Source organism: Alloalcanivorax mobilis (genome assembly GCF_002864685.1).
Lineage (GTDB): Bacteria > Pseudomonadota > Gammaproteobacteria > Pseudomonadales > Alcanivoracaceae > Alloalcanivorax > Alloalcanivorax mobilis.
In genome coordinates this window covers 73,287-91,687 of the sequence record NZ_NMQZ01000021.1, presented here as the reverse complement: position 1 = coordinate 91,687, position 18,401 = coordinate 73,287, and the positions used below count along the sequence as shown (strand labels likewise).

17 protein-coding genes are annotated in these 18,401 nt (G+C 63.3%); 1 reads left to right on the top strand and 16 read right to left on the bottom strand.

Annotated elements, in window-relative coordinates:
- Nucleotides 1-173 precede the first annotated feature (173 nt).
- From CGS25_RS11885 to CGS25_RS11870, 4 genes are all read right to left on the bottom strand, one after another.
- Entirely contained in the window at nucleotides 174-1,484 is a 1,311-nt protein-coding gene (locus tag CGS25_RS11885) for a TRAP transporter large permease (RefSeq protein ID WP_101675587.1), read from the bottom strand.
- Nucleotides 1,474-2,022 carry a TRAP transporter small permease subunit gene (locus tag CGS25_RS11880; RefSeq protein WP_089034196.1) on the bottom strand — a complete coding sequence of 183 codons (549 nt, stop codon included), beginning with the start codon at nucleotides 2,020-2,022 and terminating at the stop codon, nucleotides 1,474-1,476. The genes CGS25_RS11885 and CGS25_RS11880 overlap by 11 nt, the downstream gene beginning before the upstream one ends.
- An 86-nt stretch (nucleotides 2,023-2,108) precedes the next feature.
- Complete coding sequence (dctP, locus tag CGS25_RS11875) at nucleotides 2,109-3,155, bottom strand: TRAP transporter substrate-binding protein DctP (protein ID WP_101675586.1); 1,047 nt, start codon at nucleotides 3,153-3,155, stop codon at nucleotides 2,109-2,111.
- 196 nt (nucleotides 3,156-3,351) lie between these two features.
- Nucleotides 3,352-4,806 (bottom strand): amidase, encoded by a 1,455-nt coding sequence (locus CGS25_RS11870; RefSeq protein WP_101675585.1) that lies wholly within the window; start codon nucleotides 4,804-4,806, stop codon nucleotides 3,352-3,354.
- A gap of 149 nt (nucleotides 4,807-4,955) precedes the next feature.
- Here CGS25_RS11870 and CGS25_RS11865 point away from each other — a divergent pair, with 149 nt between their 5' ends.
- On the top strand, nucleotides 4,956-5,378 hold the full coding sequence (locus CGS25_RS11865; protein ID WP_089034193.1) for a VOC family protein: 423 nt from the start codon (nucleotides 4,956-4,958) through the stop codon (nucleotides 5,376-5,378).
- Nucleotides 5,379-5,385: 7 nt separating this feature from the next.
- Here the strand turns inward: CGS25_RS11865 and CGS25_RS11860 are convergent, their stop codons facing one another.
- From CGS25_RS11860 to CGS25_RS11805, 12 genes are all read right to left on the bottom strand, one after another.
- Entirely contained in the window at nucleotides 5,386-5,607 is a 222-nt protein-coding gene (locus CGS25_RS11860; RefSeq protein ID WP_101675584.1) for a hypothetical protein, read from the bottom strand.
- Between the two features lie 125 nt (nucleotides 5,608-5,732).
- The gene (locus CGS25_RS11855; protein ID WP_101675583.1) at nucleotides 5,733-6,488 is read right to left on the bottom strand and encodes a ZIP family metal transporter; all 756 of its coding nucleotides are present in this window, start codon (nucleotides 6,486-6,488) and stop codon (nucleotides 5,733-5,735) included.
- On the bottom strand, nucleotides 6,488-7,144 hold the full coding sequence (locus CGS25_RS11850) for an FMN-binding negative transcriptional regulator (protein WP_101675582.1): 657 nt from the start codon (nucleotides 7,142-7,144) through the stop codon (nucleotides 6,488-6,490). The genes CGS25_RS11855 and CGS25_RS11850 overlap by 1 nt, the downstream gene beginning before the upstream one ends.
- A gap of 80 nt (nucleotides 7,145-7,224) precedes the next feature.
- Complete coding sequence (locus CGS25_RS11845; protein ID WP_101675581.1) at nucleotides 7,225-8,814, bottom strand: phospholipase D family protein; 1,590 nt, start codon at nucleotides 8,812-8,814, stop codon at nucleotides 7,225-7,227.
- 130 nt (nucleotides 8,815-8,944) lie between these two features.
- Nucleotides 8,945-10,453 (bottom strand): tripartite tricarboxylate transporter permease, encoded by a 1,509-nt coding sequence (locus tag CGS25_RS11840; RefSeq protein WP_101675580.1) that lies wholly within the window; start codon nucleotides 10,451-10,453, stop codon nucleotides 8,945-8,947.
- Between the two features lie 33 nt (nucleotides 10,454-10,486).
- Nucleotides 10,487-10,966 carry a tripartite tricarboxylate transporter TctB family protein gene (locus CGS25_RS11835; protein WP_089034188.1) on the bottom strand — a complete coding sequence of 160 codons (480 nt, stop codon included), beginning with the start codon at nucleotides 10,964-10,966 and terminating at the stop codon, nucleotides 10,487-10,489.
- Nucleotides 10,963-11,937, bottom strand: a complete 975-nt coding sequence (locus CGS25_RS11830; protein WP_232802384.1) for a Bug family tripartite tricarboxylate transporter substrate binding protein — start codon at nucleotides 11,935-11,937, stop codon at nucleotides 10,963-10,965. The genes CGS25_RS11835 and CGS25_RS11830 overlap by 4 nt, the downstream gene beginning before the upstream one ends.
- Before the next feature lie 61 nt (nucleotides 11,938-11,998).
- Complete coding sequence (locus CGS25_RS11825; protein WP_101675578.1) at nucleotides 11,999-12,958, bottom strand: Bug family tripartite tricarboxylate transporter substrate binding protein; 960 nt, start codon at nucleotides 12,956-12,958, stop codon at nucleotides 11,999-12,001.
- Nucleotides 12,959-13,061: 103 nt separating this feature from the next.
- Nucleotides 13,062-14,030, bottom strand: coding sequence for a tripartite tricarboxylate transporter substrate binding protein (locus tag CGS25_RS11820; protein ID WP_101675577.1), 969 nt, complete (start codon nucleotides 14,028-14,030; stop codon nucleotides 13,062-13,064).
- 40 nt (nucleotides 14,031-14,070) lie between these two features.
- Nucleotides 14,071-16,200 (bottom strand): acetate--CoA ligase family protein, encoded by a 2,130-nt coding sequence (locus tag CGS25_RS11815; protein ID WP_101675576.1) that lies wholly within the window; start codon nucleotides 16,198-16,200, stop codon nucleotides 14,071-14,073.
- Nucleotides 16,197-17,351: an acyl-CoA dehydrogenase family protein gene (locus CGS25_RS11810; protein WP_101675575.1), complete on the bottom strand. Its 1,155-nt coding sequence runs from the start codon at nucleotides 17,349-17,351 to the stop codon at nucleotides 16,197-16,199. The genes CGS25_RS11815 and CGS25_RS11810 overlap by 4 nt, the downstream gene beginning before the upstream one ends.
- A gap of 44 nt (nucleotides 17,352-17,395) precedes the next feature.
- A complete protein-coding gene (locus CGS25_RS11805; RefSeq protein ID WP_089034183.1) occupies nucleotides 17,396-18,367 on the bottom strand; it encodes an IclR family transcriptional regulator domain-containing protein in 972 nt (323 codons plus the stop codon).
- Between the last annotated feature and the right edge of the window lie 34 nt (nucleotides 18,368-18,401).

Here is an 18,401-nt window from a genome sequence, read left to right as displayed (position 1 = left end):
CTTTCTTGGACAAGCAAGAAAGTAGAACGCCCAGCAGGGCGTCAGCGGCCATGGGCAATGGATCAGCATGAGTCAATTCCCGCTATTCCGCGAAGAACCCAAAAAAAAGGGATCGGGGAGGACCCGATCCCTATAACAGCGGCCCGGATCACGGGCCGCGGTAAACGGAGACGTTAGAACAAGGTTTGTGGCAGATAAGTGGCGATCTCGGGGAACATCATGATGATCGCCAGCCCCAGCAACTGCACCAGCACGAACGGCAGTACCGAGCCGTAGATGTCCTTCATGGTGACGCTGGGTGGCACCACCCCTTTCAGATAGAACAGATTGAAGCCGAAGGGGGGCGTCATGTAGCCGATTTCCATGTTGATCACGAACAGGATGCCGAACCAGATCGGGTCGAAGCCCATCGCTTTGATCATCGGCAGGAACACCGGCAGCGTGATCATCATGATGCCCACCGGGTCGAGCACCATGCCGAGCAGGAACAGCACCAACATCATGGTGACAATGATCCCCCACGGGCCACCCGGAATGGAGGCCATCATGCCTTCCATCAGAGTTTGCGCGCCCATGCTCTGGTAGGCGGCGCTGAACGCGTGCGCGGCGAACAGAATCCACATGATCATGCCGGTCAGCTTGAAGGTGCGGATCGAGGCTTCCTTGAGCAACGGAATATTCAGCTTGCGGTAGGTAGCCGCCGAGATCAGCGCGCCCAGCACACCCACGGCCGCCGCTTCGGTGGGCGTGGTGATGCCGGCGATGATCGAGCCCAGCACCATTACCACGATCAGAATCGGCAGCGCCACCGCGCGCAGAGCACCGAATTTCTCGCTCCAGGATGCGCGTTCGTCTTCCGGCAGCGCCGGGGCCAGATGCGGCTGGAAATAGCAGCGGATGATGATGTACGCCGAGGTCAGCACCATCAGCAGAATGCCCGGCAGCACGCCGGCGGCGAACATCTGCCCCACCGATACGCCGGTGATCAGCGAGTAGAGAATCATCATGACGCTGGGTGGAATCAGAATGCCCCAGCCACCGCCGGTATTGATGCAACCCAACGCCATTTTCTTGTCGTAGCCGCGTTCAAGCATGGCCGGCAACGCAATGGTGCCCATCGCCACCACGGCGGCGCCACTGATGCCGCACATGGCGGCGAAAATCGCGCAGATGCCCAGCGTACCGATGGCCAGACCACCACGCAGACCGCCACACCACAAATGCATCATGCGATACAGATCGTTGGCGACGCCGGTGCGCTCCAGGATCATCGACATAAACACGAACAGCGGAATCGCCACCAGGGTAAAACTGCCCATGGTGCCCCAGATTTGCGAGGCCACCATGTAGAAGGAGTCGAAGCCCCAGGTGAAATACAGGAACACCACCGACACGCCACCCAGAACGAAGGTGAGCGGCAGGCCCAGCACCAGAAACAGCAGCAGGGAGCCAAAAAACAGCAGCGTAAGAATCTCAATGCTCATTGTCGCCCTCCAGCTCCAGGCGCACGTCTTCCGGCTTGGCCAGATTCAGGGCCACCGCCAGGTCACCCAGGAGTTTCGCCAGGCATTGCAGCGTCAACAGCGCGGTGGCGATCGGCAGAGCCGCTTTCACCGGCCAGATCGGCGGATTCCATGCGGAGTAGGACGTTTCCAGACTCTGGATCGATTCCATCGCCATTGAGATGCCGAAGTACAACAGAGCGAACAGGAAGATGAACATCAACACGGAGGTGAACACATCCAACCAGGCCTGCGCCCGCACCGACAGATGGGAATAGAGCAGATCCACATTAACGTGGCCGCGGTGCGCCATCACATAACCGCCGGACATCACCGCATAGACGCCAAACAGAAGCTGGCTCAGCTCATTGGTCCATACCGTCGGGGCGCCCATGATGTAGCGCAGGCCCACTTCCAGGATCAAAAGCGCGAAGATCACCAGAATCAGGTAGGAGAACCAACGTCCCAGGAAATCGTTCAACCGGGTGACCCCGTTGATGAACGAACTCAGCACGCGCATGTTGCCTCCACGAAGCGAAAAAAAGTCACAGGGTCGGACACCGCGAAGGCGCGCCGGAGCGCGCCTTCAGGGAATCCGGGGAAGCGTTACAGGTAACCCAGATCGGTCAGGAATTTCTTCAGGTCCTTAACGGCGGCGGCCGCGGCGTCGCTGCGCTCGGCTTCCTTGTCCCAGGTTTTCTGAGCGGCCTGGAACAGTTTCTTCTGCACATCATCGGGCAGCACGTTGACCTTTACACCCTGCTCGCGCTCGGCTTTGGCAAGGGCGATCTGCTCGTCGTGCTGGTATTGGTTGGTGCGGATCCAGAACTGCTCTTCCAGGGAGTCCTTAACGATCTTGGCCATGCCCTCGGGCAGGGCGTCGAGGGCTTTCTGGCTGACGATGAACACGTCGGTGCCAGCGATATTGAGCGCGGGCTTAACGTGGTATTTGGCCACTTCGTACAGACCCATGCTGGCGGCACCCTGGGAAGCACCCCAGTGAGCGCCGTCCACCACGCCGCTGGAGAGAGCCTGATAGAGCTCGCCGCCGGGCAGATAGGTGCCCGCCGCGCCTGCGTCGGTAAGGAATTTCTGCAGCGCGCCGGAAGAGCGGATCTTCAGGCCGGTGAAGTCATCCCAGCTGTTGACCGGCTTCTTGAGCACCATTTCGGTGGGGTAGATCTTGTCGGTGGAATAATACACACCGTGCTTGGCCGCTTCCGCGCGCAGCTTGTCTTCAAAGCCCATGTTCTTGTGGAAGTACACCGCTTCCCAGACATGGTGGAAGGCGAACGGCAGACCAGAGGCGACGCCGGCCAGGGGCAGCTTGTCCTGGGCGTAACCCGGAGAAATGGTGCCCATCTGGATGATGCCACGGCTTACCGCGTTGAAGGTTTCCTGAGCTTTGAACAGGGCGCCGGCTTCAAACAGTTGAAGCTGCAGACGGCCGTCGGTGCGCTCGGCGAGCACCTTTTTGATGCGCTCAAGGCTATCTTTATAGGAGCTGCTGGAGCCCGGCCAGTGGGATTGTACTTTCCACTTGATCACCTCGTCGTCGGCCTGGGCCGCCGGAGAGAACAGTGCGGTCATGGCCAGCGCGATCGCCGCCGAGCCCACCACCAGACGCTTTCGGAATTGCGAAATAAGGATCATGGGATGCCCCTCTTGTTGTTTTAAGGCCTGTTGCCTTGAAAACAGATTGTTGACCTATCCATTCCGCATGGCGAAACAGGTAGATTGAAAAATGGAACTGAGGGCAAAATCTATCACAGGATTCCGTGGAACCCTACCTCCTTTGATCGAATTTCCCCTCTGCGCCGTCTTTAGTAGCCGAATGACTCCATTTTGTTTACATCGGCGGCGAAGGCATGGCCGGCAACCGTGCCTGCAGCTCTCGCGCGAACGCCAGGGCGGTGCGGTCTTCCAGATAGGGACCAATGATCTGCACCGCCAGCGGGCGGCCATCGTCACTGACGCCAATCGGCAAGGTCACCGCCGGCAGATAGACCGCCCCGGCCAGCCCGGCCCACACCAGAATGTCCATATAAGGCTGCTCCTCGCCATTGATGGTCAGTGTGCGCTGATCCGGCCCGGGCTCATGGCGATGGGTGAACGGCAAGGTTTGTACCACCGGACAGAGCAGCACATCGTACTGCTGGAAAAACTCCGCCCAGGATTCACGCATGCGCATGCGGCGCTCATGGCTGCGCTGCCATTGCGCGTGGCTCTGGGTGGCGCCGCGCGCGAACAGGGTCCGGTAATCGCTGGCCTGCGGCGAGGCTTCTCCGGCGGCCTGGCGCAGCTTTTCATAGAGCCCGTCGGGCAGGCCGGCGCCCATGGTGCCGGTGAGCAGGTGGTAGTAGACGTCGTGGGCTTCGCTGAGGTCGAAGCCGCGCGGTCGGGCAGTGTCGTTCACCGCCACGCCCTGGTCGCGCAGAGTGCCCAGCAGCGCTTCCAGTGCATCACGGATCGGCCGGTCCACCGGGCAGCGCGGGTCGTCGATCCAGGCGCCCACGCGGTAGTCGGTGAGCGTGCGATGGCGGGCCTCCGGCAGCGCCAGCCGCCAGCCCACGGCTTCTTCCCGGTCCGGCCCGGCGAGCACGTCAAGGGCTTGTTCCAGGTCTTCCACATGGCGGGCCAGGGGTCCGCTCACTGAAATATCCCGCCGTGCCAGGGCGCCCGGCGGGCCGGGGATATGGCCCCGGGTGGAGATCACCCCCCAACTCGGCTTTAGACCACATACGCCGCAGAACGCCGCCGGGGTGCGAATCGAGCCACCGATGTCGCTGCCCAACTCAAGCGGGGTCAGCCCGGCGGCCACGGCCGCCGCCGCGCCACCGGAAGAGCCGCCCGGGGTCAGCTCGGTGTTCCAGGGGTTGTTGCTGGTGCCATAGATGTCATTGTAGCTCTGCAGATCGGAGGCGAACGGCGGCACGTTGGTTTTGCCGAAAATCACCGCGCCGGCATCCAGCAGTTTCTGAACCGCCACGCTGTTGTGCTCCGAGATATGATCCCTCATTTCGGGGATGCCGGCGGTGGTCGGCCAACCCGCCACCTCGAAGGTCTCCTTCACGGTCATCGGCACGCCGTGCAGCGGGCCCCAGAGCTGGCCTTGCTCAAGCGCCTGATCGGCACGCCGGGCGCGCTCGCGGGCCTCGTCGAAACGCTGCACCACCACCGCGTTGAGCGGCCCGTTGTAGCGCTCCACCCGGTCGATGAAATACTCCAGTGCCGCCTCGGCGGTCACCTCCCGGTCCTTGATAAGGCGGGCCAGCGCCACGCCGCTGATCTGGTGCAGATGCATAGGGGCTCTCTTTGTTGTAGGTCGTTGTTTGTGGAATAGCGTTTCGATTGCTATCTCTTCTAGCAAATTGACTGGCCAGTCAGCAACCATTGCCCGGAAGCTTGTTATCATTAACCTTTGCCGATTCGGACGTAACTTAAGGAACCGCAATGAAATATTTGCACACCATGGTGCGCATCACCGATCTGGAGGCGTCGCTGCGCTTTTATTGCGAGGGTCTGGGATTGCGCGAGGCACGCCGCAAGGAAGTGCCCGCTGGCCGCTTCACACTGGTGTTTCTGGCCGCGCCGGAGAGCCCGGAGGCGGAACTGGAACTGACCTACAACTGGGACCCGGAAGACGACATGGGCTCGGCGCGCAATTTCGGCCATCTGGCGTTTCGGGTGGACGACATCTACAGCCTGTGCCAACACCTTCAGGACATGGGCTACACCATCAATCGGCCACCCCGCGATGGCCACATGGCGTTCGTGCGTTCACCGGATCTGATTTCCGTGGAGTTGCTGCAAAAGGGCGACGCGCTCGCCCCCCGCGAACCCTGGGCGTCGATGGAAAACACCGGCAACTGGTGAGCGCCGGCTACACCACCACGGCGAAGTGCAGCATTACATGCACCTGCAGTTCGCCGACCAGAAAGCCGGGCAGCGCGCCCACCGCGATCAGGATCCATTCGTCCTGCTGAGTTGAAAGCGCGTGTCCGACTCTCGCAGCGGACTCAAGCGCCACAGACGTTGCCGCAAACGGGCGCGCAAGGAGGCGCCGGGAGAAGACCCATTCCCTGTTGTTTTCCTTATTATTCAACTTTGCCCATCAATACCGGATTCCCCCCGGCGTGTCCTCACCGCGCACGTCACCGCGCGTTACCGAGCGTAATCACGCCGCTCACCCCGGTTTGCCAAGAAACTTCCGAACAGATCCTTGAGGATTCAGAGGTTCCCAAGAATAAACGCGGTCAGAAAGCCGGTCGCGGTGATCAGGCCGGCCAGGTCATGGGCGTCGGCGAAGGCCTCGGGAATCATAGTGTCCGCCAGCATGGCCAGAATCGCGCCGGCGGCCACCGCGGTAGTCGCCGCCAGCACCTCGGCGGAAGCTTGCTCGAACAGGGTGAAGCCGGCCAGGGCGGCGGCGCCGGAAATCACCGCAATGCCGCCCCAGACGCCGAAAACGTACGTCTTGCCGCGTCCGGCCCGGCGCATGCCGGCGGCGCTGGAGAGCCCCTCGGGCAGATTGGAGAGAAAAATCGCCGCCACCGTCACCAGGCTTACCACGCCGCCCTGCAGCATGCTCAGCCCGATCACGATGGATTCGGGAACGCCATCCAGCAGCGCGCCGATGGCGATCGCCGTGCCACTGCCGCTGACACTTTGTTCCGAAGGTTGCAAACCGTCGGCGGAGCGTTTGCGGTGGCGGGCGCCATAACGGGCCAGACAGAGATTGGCACCGGTGTACACCAGGGCACCGGCAAAAAAACCCAGCGCGGTGGCGTAAAAACCGCCCTGCCGATAGGCCTCGCCCACCAGCTCAAAACACAACGCGGAGATCAACACGCCACTGCCGAACGCCATCACCCAGGCGATCACCCGGGACGACACCGGCACGAAATAACCCACCGCCGCGCCAATCAGCAAGGCGCCGCCGGCGAGCAGCCCCCAGCCCGCCGCTTGCAGCCATAGCAAGTCCATTATCGCGCCCCGCCCGGTGACGGCAGGTCCGGGTCGAAGCGCTCCACCAGGGCCGCCAGCGCCTGGTCGCCGTCCCGGTCACGCTGGCGCAGGCCGGCCACCACCCCGGCGCGATTGCGCGCCGGCTGATTCTGGCTCATCTTCCATTTGCCCTGCAGATGGTCAATGCGCAGTTCGATGCCGACGATCGCCGCCAGCAACGTCTCGACATGGGCCTCGGGCGCGTCGCTGACCCGCCAGGGTGTTTCGAACCCGGCTTCATGATGGTCGGTGAGCTGCTCCAGAAAGCCGCGCAGCCAGTGGCCATCGTCCACCGCCCGCAGTACACCACGGGCGTGCACCACCGAGTAATTCCAGGTCGGCGCCACGCGCCCGTGTTCGTGCTTGGTGGGGGGGTACCAGGAAGGCGACACATAACCGTGCGGGCCGTGAAAAATGGCCAGCGCCGGAACACCGCCGGCCAACGCCCGCCAGATCGGATTGGCGCGCGCCACATGGCCGCGCAGACACGCTCCGGCAGCGTCCGCGTAAAGCGGCAGATGGTTGGCCAGCGGGCCGTCATTACCGCCGATGATCAGCGTCGCGAAGGGATGTTCGCGCATCAGCGCGTGCAATATCTCGCGGCGGCTTTCGTTGAAAGGGCCGGGTGTGTACATGCCTGTGTGTCTTCCGTCGTGTTGAATCACCGCCGCGTGATGCGGCCTGCCCCGACCTTACCCGTCAGCGCGGTACCGGGCTATAGCATCCATTCGATCGGCAGCAGCGTCATGATCGACACCCCCATGCGTTTGAGCAGACCGCTGCCCGGATCGTGGTAGTAGAGCACTGGCCCCTGATCGGTACGCCCCACCCAATAAAGATCGCCGTGCTTGTCGAGACGCACCTGATAGGCGCTGTCCGGGACCCGCTCGCTGAACGCCTGATGCAGAGCTCCGGCCAGGGCCGGGCTGTCGATCACGAAGCCGATTTCCGTATTCAGATGCGCCGAGCGCGGGTCCATATTGAACGAGCCCACCGCCAGCCGGCGGCCATCCACCGCCAGGGTCTTGGCGTGCAGGCTCAGGCTGGCGCTGCCCCAGGGCCCGGCGCGTCGGCGGCCGGGCGGCGCCGATTCACCGCCTTTCATTTCAAACAACTCAACGCCGGCGCGCAACAACGCCTTGCGCCAGCGCGCGTAGCCGGCGTGCACGGCGGCCACATCAGTGGCTTCCAGGGCGTTGGTGAGCACCCGCACGCGCACGCCGTCGGCAACCAGGCCGCTGAGACGATCAACCCCTTGCCGGGTCGGCACGAAATAGGGTGAAACGATGTCCAGAGAGCGTTGCGGTGTGCCCAGCAGAGTTTGCAACCGCGCCATCACGCGCTGGGATTCGGGAAGCTCGCGCAACGCCTTGGCCGGGTCGTCGCTGACCAGGTGCGTGGGCGCCCATTCCATCGACAGCCGGTCGCCGCTCAGCCGTGCCGCCAATCCGCCCTGCCGCGCCAGTTTCAGGTAGGTGGTCGCGTCCGGTTTGTTGTAAACCAGGGCCAGCGCGGCATCCATCGCTCGCCGGCTGCCCGGCGGCGGTTCATTGAGAATGGACTGCGCCGGATAGGCCGACGCACTGCGCCAGTAGCGATCGAAATCGTCGGAGACCGCCTGCACCACCGGCCCCACCGCGAGCACATCCAGGTCCGCGAACAACAACCCCGGCGTGGCGCCAAAATACTCATCGCCAATATTGCGCCCGCCAATCAGGGTGACGCGATTGTCGGCGGTCAGGGATTTGTTGTGCATGCGCCGGTTGACCCGCGAAAAGTCGGTGATAAAGCCCCACAGCCGTGCGCCACGTATCACGAACGGGTTAAACAGACGAAGCTGGATATTGGGATGGGCATCCAGCTCGGCGAGTACCGCGTCCAGCCCTTTGGTGTTGTTGTCATCGAGCAGCAGGCGCACCCGCACGCCCCGGTCGGCGGCGGCACGCAGCGCCTGAAACAAAAGGGTGCCGGTAATGTCGTCACGCCAGATGTAGTACTGCACGTCCAGGGTGCGGGTGGCGGCGTGAATCATATGAACGCGGGCGGCGAACGCCTCATGAGCGTCGGACAGGGTATGAATGCCGGAAAAGCCGGGGTGGGCGGCCAGGGCCGGCGCCAGCGCCTGGCCAAGGCGGGTCTGCGCGGCCTGCTCCGGGGCCAGCGCCTGACTGGCGGGGCGGCCCTGCAGCGGCGGCAACGATGCGCAACCGCCCAGCAACAGCACCGACAACGCCAGAAGCCGCCACAGGCTGATCCTGGGCGGGCTCCGGCGGCCTTCCCGGCGCGACGCTGACGGTGGGTTCATGCTCGCTGATTCCTTCGGCGGACGTTGCGCACCGGCCCCCGGAGCGCTCGCTAATGGTGTACCACGAGCGCCGGTCGGAATCAGCGTGACGGTGCCTGGGATAACAGTTTTTTACCACCAGGCACGCGGTTCAATCGGTTTTCTGTTGTGCGTCACCTTGGGCACGTCGACGCGACCAGAGCCCCTTGAGACCGGGCGCGAACAGAAACAACGCGGTCAACACAAACAGAAACAGCGCGATTGGATGGGTAAAGAACGCCAGGAAATTGCCATGGTTCATGATCATGCCCTGGCGGAGGCTTTGTTCGATCATGCCGCTGAGCACGAAGCCGATCACCACCGGCGCCAGGGGAAAGCCGTTGTAGCGCAGCAAAAAGCCCGCCACCCCGGACACCAGCACCACCAGCAGATCAAACGGATTGGCGTTGATGCTGTAGGTGCCAGTGGCCACCAGCGCCACCACACAGCCCATCAGAATCGGCTCGGGAATGCGCAGAATCTTCGAGAACAGCGGCGACATCAGCATGCCACCAAAAAACAGGCAGATGTTGGCCAGGAACAGCATCAGAAAAATGAACAGCACCAGTGACTGGTCTTCCAGAAACAGGCGTGGCCCCGGCGTCACGCCCTGCAGCACCAGCGCGCCCAGCATCACGGCGGTGATCGGATCGCCAGGCACGCCCAGCGACAGCGTCGGCACCATGGCGCCGGAGGTGACCGCGTTATTGGACGCTTCCGAGGCGATCAAACCATCCGGTTCACCGGTGCCGAACTTGTCTTTGTAGCGCGAGCTGCGCTTGGCTTCCGCATAACTGACCATGGACGCGGACGACGCGCCCACGCCAGGCAGGGTGCCGATCCAGGTGCCGATCAACGACGATTTCACCAGCATTCCCATGCGGTGGCGCAGTTCCTTGAGGCTGGGCAACTGGAACGCCGAGGGAATAATGCCCGCCGCATCGGGGTCGGTCTTTTCAGCGGCGCGCCAGAACACCTCGGACAGCGCGAACAGCCCCACCAGAAACGGCACCAGGCCAATGCCGGCGGACAAATCGAACACGCCGAAATCGTAGCGTAGCGCGCCGGTCACCGGGTCCTGGCCGACCACCGCCACGAACAAACCCAGCAACCCGGCAATCAGCCCTTTGGCAAGATTGTCCCGCGACACGGAAACAATACAGGTGAGCGCGAACAGGCCCAGGGCAAAGTATTCCACCGGTCCGAAGCGCAGGCCCACCTTGGCCAGCAACGGTGACGCCACGGCCAGAATCACGGTGGCGAAAATGCCACCGAACGCGGACGCGGTGGTCGACCAGCCCAGCGCCAGACCGGCGTCGCCACGCTTGGCCATGGGATAGCCGTCCAACACCGTGGCCGCCGACTGCGGTGTGCCTGGCGTATTGATCAAAATGGCCGACAAGGAACCGCCGTATACCGAACCACAGTAGATCCCCAGCAGCAGCGCGATGCTGGCACCCTGACCGAGCACGAAGGTCAGCGGCAGTACCATGGTAATGGCCAGCAGCGAACCCAGACCGGGCAGCGCACCGATAACAATACCGACCAGAGTGCCCGATACCACGGCGATCAGAACATCCACCGCGGCGAGCATGGAAAGAGCGTTTAAAAAGGCATCCATTTCGATGACCTCCGGTTGTCCCCGTGGGGATTTTTATTCAGGCGAGGCACCCAGCAGGCTTGCTGGCGAGGGCAGAGCCGGGCCCGGCGGGGTGCGGTTGAGCAAATCGCTGAAGCCATACCAGACCGCGGCGGTGAACAACACGGACACCACCAGCAACATCAGCGGACGCCGGAAACCCAGCATCCAGCCCATCACCACCACCAGCACCACCGTGCAGGGCACGAAACCGATCCGCTCATAACCGAACAGGAACGCGCCGCTGACCACCACCGAGCCAGCCAGGGCACGCCACTGCACGCTCGCCGGCGCCGCACCGCTGCGCCCTAGCGCGGCCCGCATGATCAGCCACACCGCGCACACACCGATCAGGATCAGCAGAACCTTCGGATACCAGTAGGGGTTGCTGGCCAGCGGTGGCGAGCCGGCGGCGGAACCGCCGCCGACGTACACCGCCAGAATGGCCAACAGCGCCGCACCGCCGTAGCAGACATCAAGAGCACGGGCTTTCATTTCGCGTTGTCCCCGCCATTCTTGAGTACCCTGTTGATCAACCGGCCATTGGTTTCCGAGAGTTCCGCCACCGAGGCCTTGAACTCATCCGGGTTCAAATAACGGGCCTCGAAGCCGACCTTGCCCAGCACACTCTTCAGCTCATCGGATTGTGTCGCCGTTTTGCACGACTCGCTCAGCCGCGTCTTCACCGCCTCGGGCAAGCCCTTGGGCGCGACCAAACCGCCGGATACGAACGACACCATGTCGTAGCCCTGCTCGATCATCGTCTTTACGCCGGGCAGCGAATCCATGGGCTGCTCGTTGAACAGTGCGACGGCGTTCAGCTTGCGGTCGGTGACGGTATTGGGCAGCGCCATGTACAGGTCGATGTGCCCGCCCATCAGCGCGGTCAGCCCCGGGCCGTCACCGGCGAACGGCACATGGGTGAGCTTGATGCCAGTGACTTCCTGGAACTGCTCCATGCCCAGGTGCGGCAAGGTGCCGGGGCCGGGCGTGCCGAAGGTGAGCTCGCCAGGGTGCGCCTTGGCGTAGGTCACCACCTCCTTGAGGGTCTTGAATGGCGAGCCCGGTTTTACCACCAGCACTTCAGGGGCGTAGTAGAACTGGCACAGGTAGTCGAACGACTCCACGTTGTAGGGGGTGCGGTGCATATGCGGCTGGTTGGCGATGGTGCCCACCGGCGCCACGCCGATGGTGTAACCGTCCGCGCGGCCGCGGGCCACGGCGGCGATGCCGACGCTGCCGCCGCCACCCTGGCGGTTGTCCGCCACCACGTTGACACCCAGATCCGCGTTCAGCGCGCGGGCCATGGCGCGCCCGGCCAGATCAGTGCTGCCACCGGCGGGGTAAGGCACGATTTCGGTAATCGGCCGGCTCGGGTAATCGGCGGCGTGCGTCAGCGGCGCCATCAGGCCGGTCACTGCCGCGCCCATTAAAACGGTACGGAAAATACGTTTTGTTCTGTTCATCGAAGTATCTCCACGGTGGTAAAGCCGCCGCGCGCCGGAACGACGCCACGGCGGCTACCGGTTACTTTTTCTTCAGGACCTTTTCGATCAGACGGCCATTGATAGCGGACACCTGGTCCACTTTGTCGCGGAAATCGGCGCCGCCCAGATAGCTCGGCTGGGTACCCAGCCGCTCCAGTACCTTGGCCAGCCGATCGGTGCCGGAAGCCTGCTCGCAGGCTTTGACCAAACGTGCCTTGGCGCTATCGGGAATGCCTTTCGGGGTCACGATGCCGCCCCACCAGGACGCGGTCATGTCATAGCCCTGGCTGGCCGCGGTTTTCACGCCGGGCAGGCTATCCAGGGTGGCGTCACTGAACAGGCCGATGGCTTGCAGTTCGCGGTCGGACACCACATTCGACATGGTCATGTACATGTCCACGTGGCCGCCCATCAGCGCGGTCACACCCGGGCCATCGCCGGCGAACGGAACGTGGGTCACCTGAACGCCCGCTTTCTCGAGAAACTGCTCCATGGCCAGATTCGGCAATGAGCCGGGCCCGGGGCTGCCGTAGGTCAACTCGCCAGGATGGCTCTTGGCGTAGGTGACCATTTCATCCAGGGAGTGAAACGGCGAGTTCGGCTTCACCGCCAGTGCCTGCGGGCTCTCGAAAAACTGACAAATGTAATCGAAGGAATCCAGGGTGTAGGGGGTGCGCCGCATGTGCGGCTGGTTGACCAGCGGCGCCGCCGGCACCACGCCAATGGTGTAACCATCGGCGCGGGCACGGGCCAGCGCCGCCATGCCCACGGTGCCGGCGCCGCCGGAGCGGTTGTCCACCACCACATTGGTGTCCAGGGCGTCGGTCAGTTCGCGGGCAATGGCACGGGCCATCAGGTCGGTGCTGCCGCCGGCGGGGAACGGCACCAGCGCGGTCACCGGATGATCCGGGTAATCGCCGGCGTGCGCGGAGGAAAAAGCGGTCAACGCGAGGCCGGCAACGGCCAGGGTCAACGCACCGCGGAGGATTTTTATAAGCATGGCGTTGTTCTCCGATGATTTCTGACTGCGTTATCTGTGAAGGCCCGGGCGCCAGCGTCGCATGAAAATGACGCCCGAGCCGGTGTCGGCGTGCCAGCTTTTGTCACTGCCCCGCCGGGTTCTTGATGACCTTGTCGATCAGTTTTCCGTTCACCTGATCGGCCTGCTGTACTTCCTGACGGTATCCGGTGGGATCAAGGTAGCGCGGTTCGAAACCAATCCGCGCCAGGACTTCTTTCATGTGTGCCGAGCCGGTCGCGGTCTCGCACCCCTTCACCAGCCGGGCCTTGACGTCCGCCGGCAAACCCTTGGGGGCGATCAGCCCGCCGGAGATCCAGGCGGTCATCTGATAACCCTGCTCCAGCGCGGTCCGGGTGTCCGGCAGCGCTTCCTGTTGTTCGTCGCTAAACACCGCCAGCGCCCGGAAACCACGGTCGCGCACGGTGTTGGGCGTGGCGATGTAGGCATCGATATGACCGCCCATCAGTGCGGTCAGCGCGGGGTTGTCGCCGGAGAACGGCACATGGGTCATCTTGATGTCGGCGACCTGGGCGAACTGCTCCATGGCCAGGTGCGGCAGGGTGCCCGGCCCGGGGCTGCCGAACGTCAGTTCGCCGGGGTGGGCCTTGGCGTATTGAACCAGAGCGTCGAGATCCTGGAACGGCGATTCCGGGTTCACCACCATGACGTCCGGTACGTAGTAGAACCGGCAAATGTAATCGAACGAATCCAGGGTATAGGGCACCCGGTGCATGTGCGGCTGGTTGACGATCGAGCCCAGTGGCGCCACGCCCAGGGTATAGCCGTCGGCGCGGGCACGGGCCACCGCCGCGTTGCCGACACTGCCGCCGCCTCCGGAGCGGTTGTCGACCACCACGTTTTTACCGAGGAAGGTCTTCAGCTCTTCGGCCAGCGCCCGGGCGGCCAGGTCGGCACTGCCGCCCGCCGGGTAAGGCACGATGGCCGTCACCGGCCGGGTCGGATACTCGGCGGCGTTGGCGGCATTGAACATCGCCATGCACAAGCCGGCGGTTACCAGGATCAGGGTGTGACGTAGGGTTGTTATAGGCATTTCGTCTTCTCTCCCTTACTAAAGAAACATTATGGGTGGGTTACTCGCGAACCCGCATAAAAGCATCCAGCACTCTGGCGCCCTGACCTTGCGGCAGGACCACCAGCGGGTTGATGTCGATTTCAGTGAAGCGGTCAGCCTCGGCCACGACCAACTCGGAAAGGCTCAGAATGGCGCCTACCAGCGCCTCACGGTCGCCCGGCGGGGTGCCACGGGCACCGGCGATAATCCGGGAAATTTTTGTCGCGTCGATCAGCGCATCGGCGTCTTCGCGATTCAGTGGCGCCAGCCGAAAAGCCACGTCACCAAACACTTCCGCGTACACACCGCCGGCACCGAACATGATCACCGGCCCGAAGCTGGGATCGTTCACGGCGCCGACAATCACCTCGGTGCCGCCGCTCACCATTTCCTGCACCAGCACGCCCTCGAAGGGTGAATCCGGTGCATGTTGTTCGGTCAGGGCACGCAATTCAGCGAACACTTGGCGCGCTTCGTTCTGGTCGGCGATACCCACGCGAACGCCGCCGATGTCGGATTTGTGCGCGATCGCGGAACTGAGAATTTTCATCACCACCGGGAATCCGAAATCGGCGGCGGCGGTGGCCGCCTGATCGGCGTCCAGCGCCGCCGCTTCGCGGGTGACCGGCAGTTGGTAGCGCTGCATCAATTGCTTGGCGTCGTATTCATTCAAAGCGCGGGTAGCGGTGACGTCCACCGGGCGCGCGTCAAGCACGGTCTGCACACCAGCGCGCTCACCCTGCTGGCGACGGTGGCGAGCCAGCGCCGCGCCGTGGGCGCCGAGCGCACCGAGACCGCGAGCGCAGCGAACCGGCGACCCATACACTGGGATGCCGGCGTCTTCGTACACCTGGTAGGCCTCTTCATTGCCTTGCAGCGTGGCGTTCCAGGCGATCAGGATGGGCAGCTCGCACTGCGCATGCACCTTGGCCACTTCCCGGGCCACGGTGAGGGCATGGGGGCCGGACAACGCCGCCAGACAAATACCGAGCATGTCCACCGAGGAATCATCGACAATGGCGCGCAGGGCTTCGGCGAACGCTTGCGGGTCGTTGATGGCACCGGCGGTCATGTCCACCGGATTGGCGATGCTGGCGAACTCCGGCAGCAATTCCTTCAAGCGTACGTTGGTCGCCTGACTGAAAAGACTCAGCGTCAGCCCCTGTTCAATGCAGCGATCCGCCATCACGATACCGGCGCCGCCGGACACCGACAGCACCGCCACGCCGTTACCGTTCTGAGGCTGCCGTTCGGTCAGCAGGGCACGCACGCAATCGGCCATGTCACCGATATCGTCGACACCGATCACGCCGTACTGATCGAAGGCGGCGTGATAGTAGGTGGACGCGCCCGCCAGGTTGGCGGTGTGGGAAGAAGCCGCCTTGGCGCCCTCCTCGGTGTTGCCCACTTTCCACAACACCAGGGGCTTGGCGACGTCCAGCGCCCGCTCGGCAACCACCCGCAGCCGACGCGCATCACTGAAACCTTCAACGTAGCCGGCCACCACGCGAATCTCCGGCTGCTCGAGAAAATACTCATAACAGTCCAGCGAGGTGGTGGCCGCTTCATTGCCGGTGGAAATGTAATGGTGAAAGCCGACGCCTTCGTCATTGAGCGCCATCAGCAGGGAATTGCCGAACGCACCGGACTGCGAGGTCAGGCCCACCGCGCCCTTGCGGTAGGTGAGCGCATAGGGGGCGCCGAAACCCAGCGGGATGTCCGCGCTCACATTAATCAGGCCCTGGCAGTTGGGACCGATCAGGGTCACGCCGACCCGTTCGGCCAGCTCGCGCAGCTCACGTTGCGCGGTGTGGCCGTCTTCGCCGGTTTCCGCGAAGCCGGATGAAAACACAATGGCGCAGCCGACTCCGGCCTCGCCAATGGCGCGCACCATGTCCGCCACCATTCGCGCCGCCACCGCGATGATCACCAGGTCCGGGGTTTCCGGCAGCGCCTTGATGTCCGGGTAGCAGCGCAGCCCGGCGATTTCCTCATACTTCGGATTAATAGGATAGATGTTGCCCGGGTAGCCATGGTCGAGCAGGTGTTTGATCGGCTGGCCGCCGATGGCGGCGGGGTTGCCGGCGGCACCAATCACCGCCACTGAACGGGGCGCGAACAGCGCGCGCAGATCGCGAGGAGTGCTCATGAGGCCTCCCGCAAAGTCAGTTTGGCGATGTTGAGCTGATGAATCTGGCTGGTGCCTTCGTAGAGCCGGAACAAACGCACGTCCCGATAGAGACGTTCGATGCAGCTGTAATCGGCCACATAGCCGGAGCCACCGAAAATCTGCACCGCTTTGTCCGCGACCCGGCCGCACATTTCCGAGGCGAAGTATTTGCAGATCGAGGCGTCCAGCTTAACGTCCTCGCCACGGTCTCGTTTGCGGGCGGTCTCCAGAATCAGCGCGCGGGCGGCGTGAATGTCGGTCTGCATGTCGGCGATCATCGCCTGCACCAATTGGAACTGCGCGATCGGTTGACCGAACTGGCGGCGCTTGCTGGCGTGGGCCAGAGCTTCATCGAGCATACGAATGGCCGGCCCGGTGCACAGCGCGCTGAGGTGCAGACGTTGCTTGTTGAGCACCTTCATGGCGGTGGCGAAACCCTGCCCTTCAACGCCACCGATCAGGTTGGCGGCGGGCACCCGGCAATCCTCGAAATACACTTCCGACACCGGAGAGCCGGCCTGCCCCATTTTCCGATAGGGTTTGCCGACGCTCAGCCCGGCGCTGTCGCGCTCAACCAGAAACGCGCTGATTCCCTTGGCACCGGGGTTGTCCGCGTCGGTGCGCGCCAGCACCGTGAACAACCCGGCGATCGGTGCGTTGGTAATAAAGGCTTTGCTGCCATTGAGCACATAGTGGTCGCCATCGCGCACCGCGGAGGTTTGCAAGGCGATCGCGTCGGAGCCGGCTTCCAGTTCGGTGAGCGCGAAGCAGCCGGTGATTTCACCGCTGGCCAGGGCCGGCAGGTAACGTTGTTTCTGTTCCTCGGTGCCGTCGGCGACCAGGGCTTCCGAACCGATGCCGGTGTTGGTGCCGACCCGTGCGCGGAATGCGGTGGAACACTGGGAGAGCTCCATCGCGGCCATCACCAGCTCTTCGCAAGTCAGCCCGGCGCCGCCGAACTGTTCTGGAATGCTCCAGCCAAAAAAGCCCCGGCGGCGCATGTCCTTAACCAGCTCGGCGGGCACTTCGTCGTTGGCTTCCACCTGCTCTTCGGCGGGCATCGCCACCTCACGCACCCAGCGACGGGTTTGTTCCAGTAGCGCCTGCAGGCCCTCCGGGTCACGAATCATCTTGTTCTCCTTATGCCGGCGCGGCCGGCGTTCCATGAATGGGGTTACGAATCGCGGCGCGCGGAAGGAATCCGCAACAGGCGCAGCTCTTCAACGAGTTGCTCGCCGAGACGCTGTAAAGCATCGTCGGAGGTGCGGAAGCTGGGCATCATCAAACCCAGCACCGCCACCGGATAGCCGTCATCGCCTTGCACCGGGATCGCCACCGCGCTGGCGCCTTCCACGCGCTCGCCGTTGGAGAGGGCAAAGCCACGCTGGCGAATGGTTTTCAGCTCCTTACGCAAAGCGGCTGTTTTCGGAACGTAGCGGGTCATCGAAGCCATCTCGTGGTTCTTGATCAGGGATTCCGCTTCGGCTTCCGGCAAAAACGCCATCATTGCCTTGCCCGCGGCGCCCAGGTACAGCGGAAAAGCGCTGCCCACTTCCAACGCGTAACGCACCGGGTGGGCGCTGGGCAGCGCCGAGGTCACCACCTGCTTATCGCCGGCCCGGTGAAACAGCGACACGGTTTCGCCGGTTTCCACATGAAGGCGCTCCATCATCGGCCGGATGCGCAACAAAACGTCATCGCTGTTGAGGAAGGGCCGAGCCAGCTCCATCACCGCATGGGACAAATACCAGCTCTCGCCCTCGGCCTTGCGCTCCATCAACCCTTTTTCGCTAAGCGGCACCAGAATCTCTTCGGTGACCCGCTGATCCAGGCCCACCTGAGCGGCCAATTGCTCCACCGAGGCGCCGCCGGGAACGTTGTCCGCCGCTGCCTGCAGCACATCAATGGCCCTCGAAACGGCCCCGGCGCCGGTGGAGCGGCCGGTGTAGCTGTAGCGCTTATCCTGCGGCCGCCGATACAGGTACGCCCGTGCCTCCAACGTATGCAGGATGCGATAGACAATGGCGGTGGCCTCGCCCATGGAGTCGGCGATCTCCGTCAGCGACAACGGCTCCGGGGTACGCTCCAGCAACTCCAGAACGTCCAAAGCACGGGCCAGAGTTTGTAATTGGTAGTTGTTGGCCATTTATCTTTCTCCGAAAACGTTTTCTATTTAAGAA

Bases quoted from the DNA above. Each gene is read 5' to 3' on its own strand.
- CGS25_RS11885 (WP_101675587.1), bottom strand. From the start codon at position 1,484: ATGAGCATTGAGATTCTTACGCTGCTGTTTTTTGGCTCCCTGCTGCTG.
- CGS25_RS11880 (WP_089034196.1), bottom strand. From the start codon at position 2,022: ATGCGCGTGCTGAGTTCGTTCATCAACGGGGTCACCCGGTTGAACGAT.
- dctP (WP_101675586.1), bottom strand. From the start codon at position 3,155: ATGATCCTTATTTCGCAATTCCGAAAGCGTCTGGTGGTGGGCTCGGCG.
- CGS25_RS11870 (WP_101675585.1), bottom strand. From the start codon at position 4,806: ATGCATCTGCACCAGATCAGCGGCGTGGCGCTGGCCCGCCTTATCAAG.
- CGS25_RS11865 (WP_089034193.1), top strand. From the start codon at position 4,956: ATGAAATATTTGCACACCATGGTGCGCATCACCGATCTGGAGGCGTCG.
- CGS25_RS11855 (WP_101675583.1), bottom strand. From the start codon at position 6,488: ATGGACTTGCTATGGCTGCAAGCGGCGGGCTGGGGGCTGCTCGCCGGC.
- CGS25_RS11850 (WP_101675582.1), bottom strand. From the start codon at position 7,144: ATGTACACACCCGGCCCTTTCAACGAAAGCCGCCGCGAGATATTGCAC.
- CGS25_RS11845 (WP_101675581.1), bottom strand. From the start codon at position 8,814: ATGAACCCACCGTCAGCGTCGCGCCGGGAAGGCCGCCGGAGCCCGCCC.
- CGS25_RS11840 (WP_101675580.1), bottom strand. From the start codon at position 10,453: ATGGATGCCTTTTTAAACGCTCTTTCCATGCTCGCCGCGGTGGATGTT.
- CGS25_RS11835 (WP_089034188.1), bottom strand. From the start codon at position 10,966: ATGAAAGCCCGTGCTCTTGATGTCTGCTACGGCGGTGCGGCGCTGTTG.
- CGS25_RS11830 (WP_232802384.1), bottom strand. From the start codon at position 11,937: ATGAACAGAACAAAACGTATTTTCCGTACCGTTTTAATGGGCGCGGCA.
- CGS25_RS11825 (WP_101675578.1), bottom strand. From the start codon at position 12,958: ATGCTTATAAAAATCCTCCGCGGTGCGTTGACCCTGGCCGTTGCCGGC.
- CGS25_RS11820 (WP_101675577.1), bottom strand. From the start codon at position 14,030: ATGCCTATAACAACCCTACGTCACACCCTGATCCTGGTAACCGCCGGC.
- CGS25_RS11815 (WP_101675576.1), bottom strand. From the start codon at position 16,200: ATGAGCACTCCTCGCGATCTGCGCGCGCTGTTCGCGCCCCGTTCAGTG.
- CGS25_RS11810 (WP_101675575.1), bottom strand. From the start codon at position 17,351: ATGATTCGTGACCCGGAGGGCCTGCAGGCGCTACTGGAACAAACCCGT.
- CGS25_RS11805 (WP_089034183.1), bottom strand. From the start codon at position 18,367: ATGGCCAACAACTACCAATTACAAACTCTGGCCCGTGCTTTGGACGTT.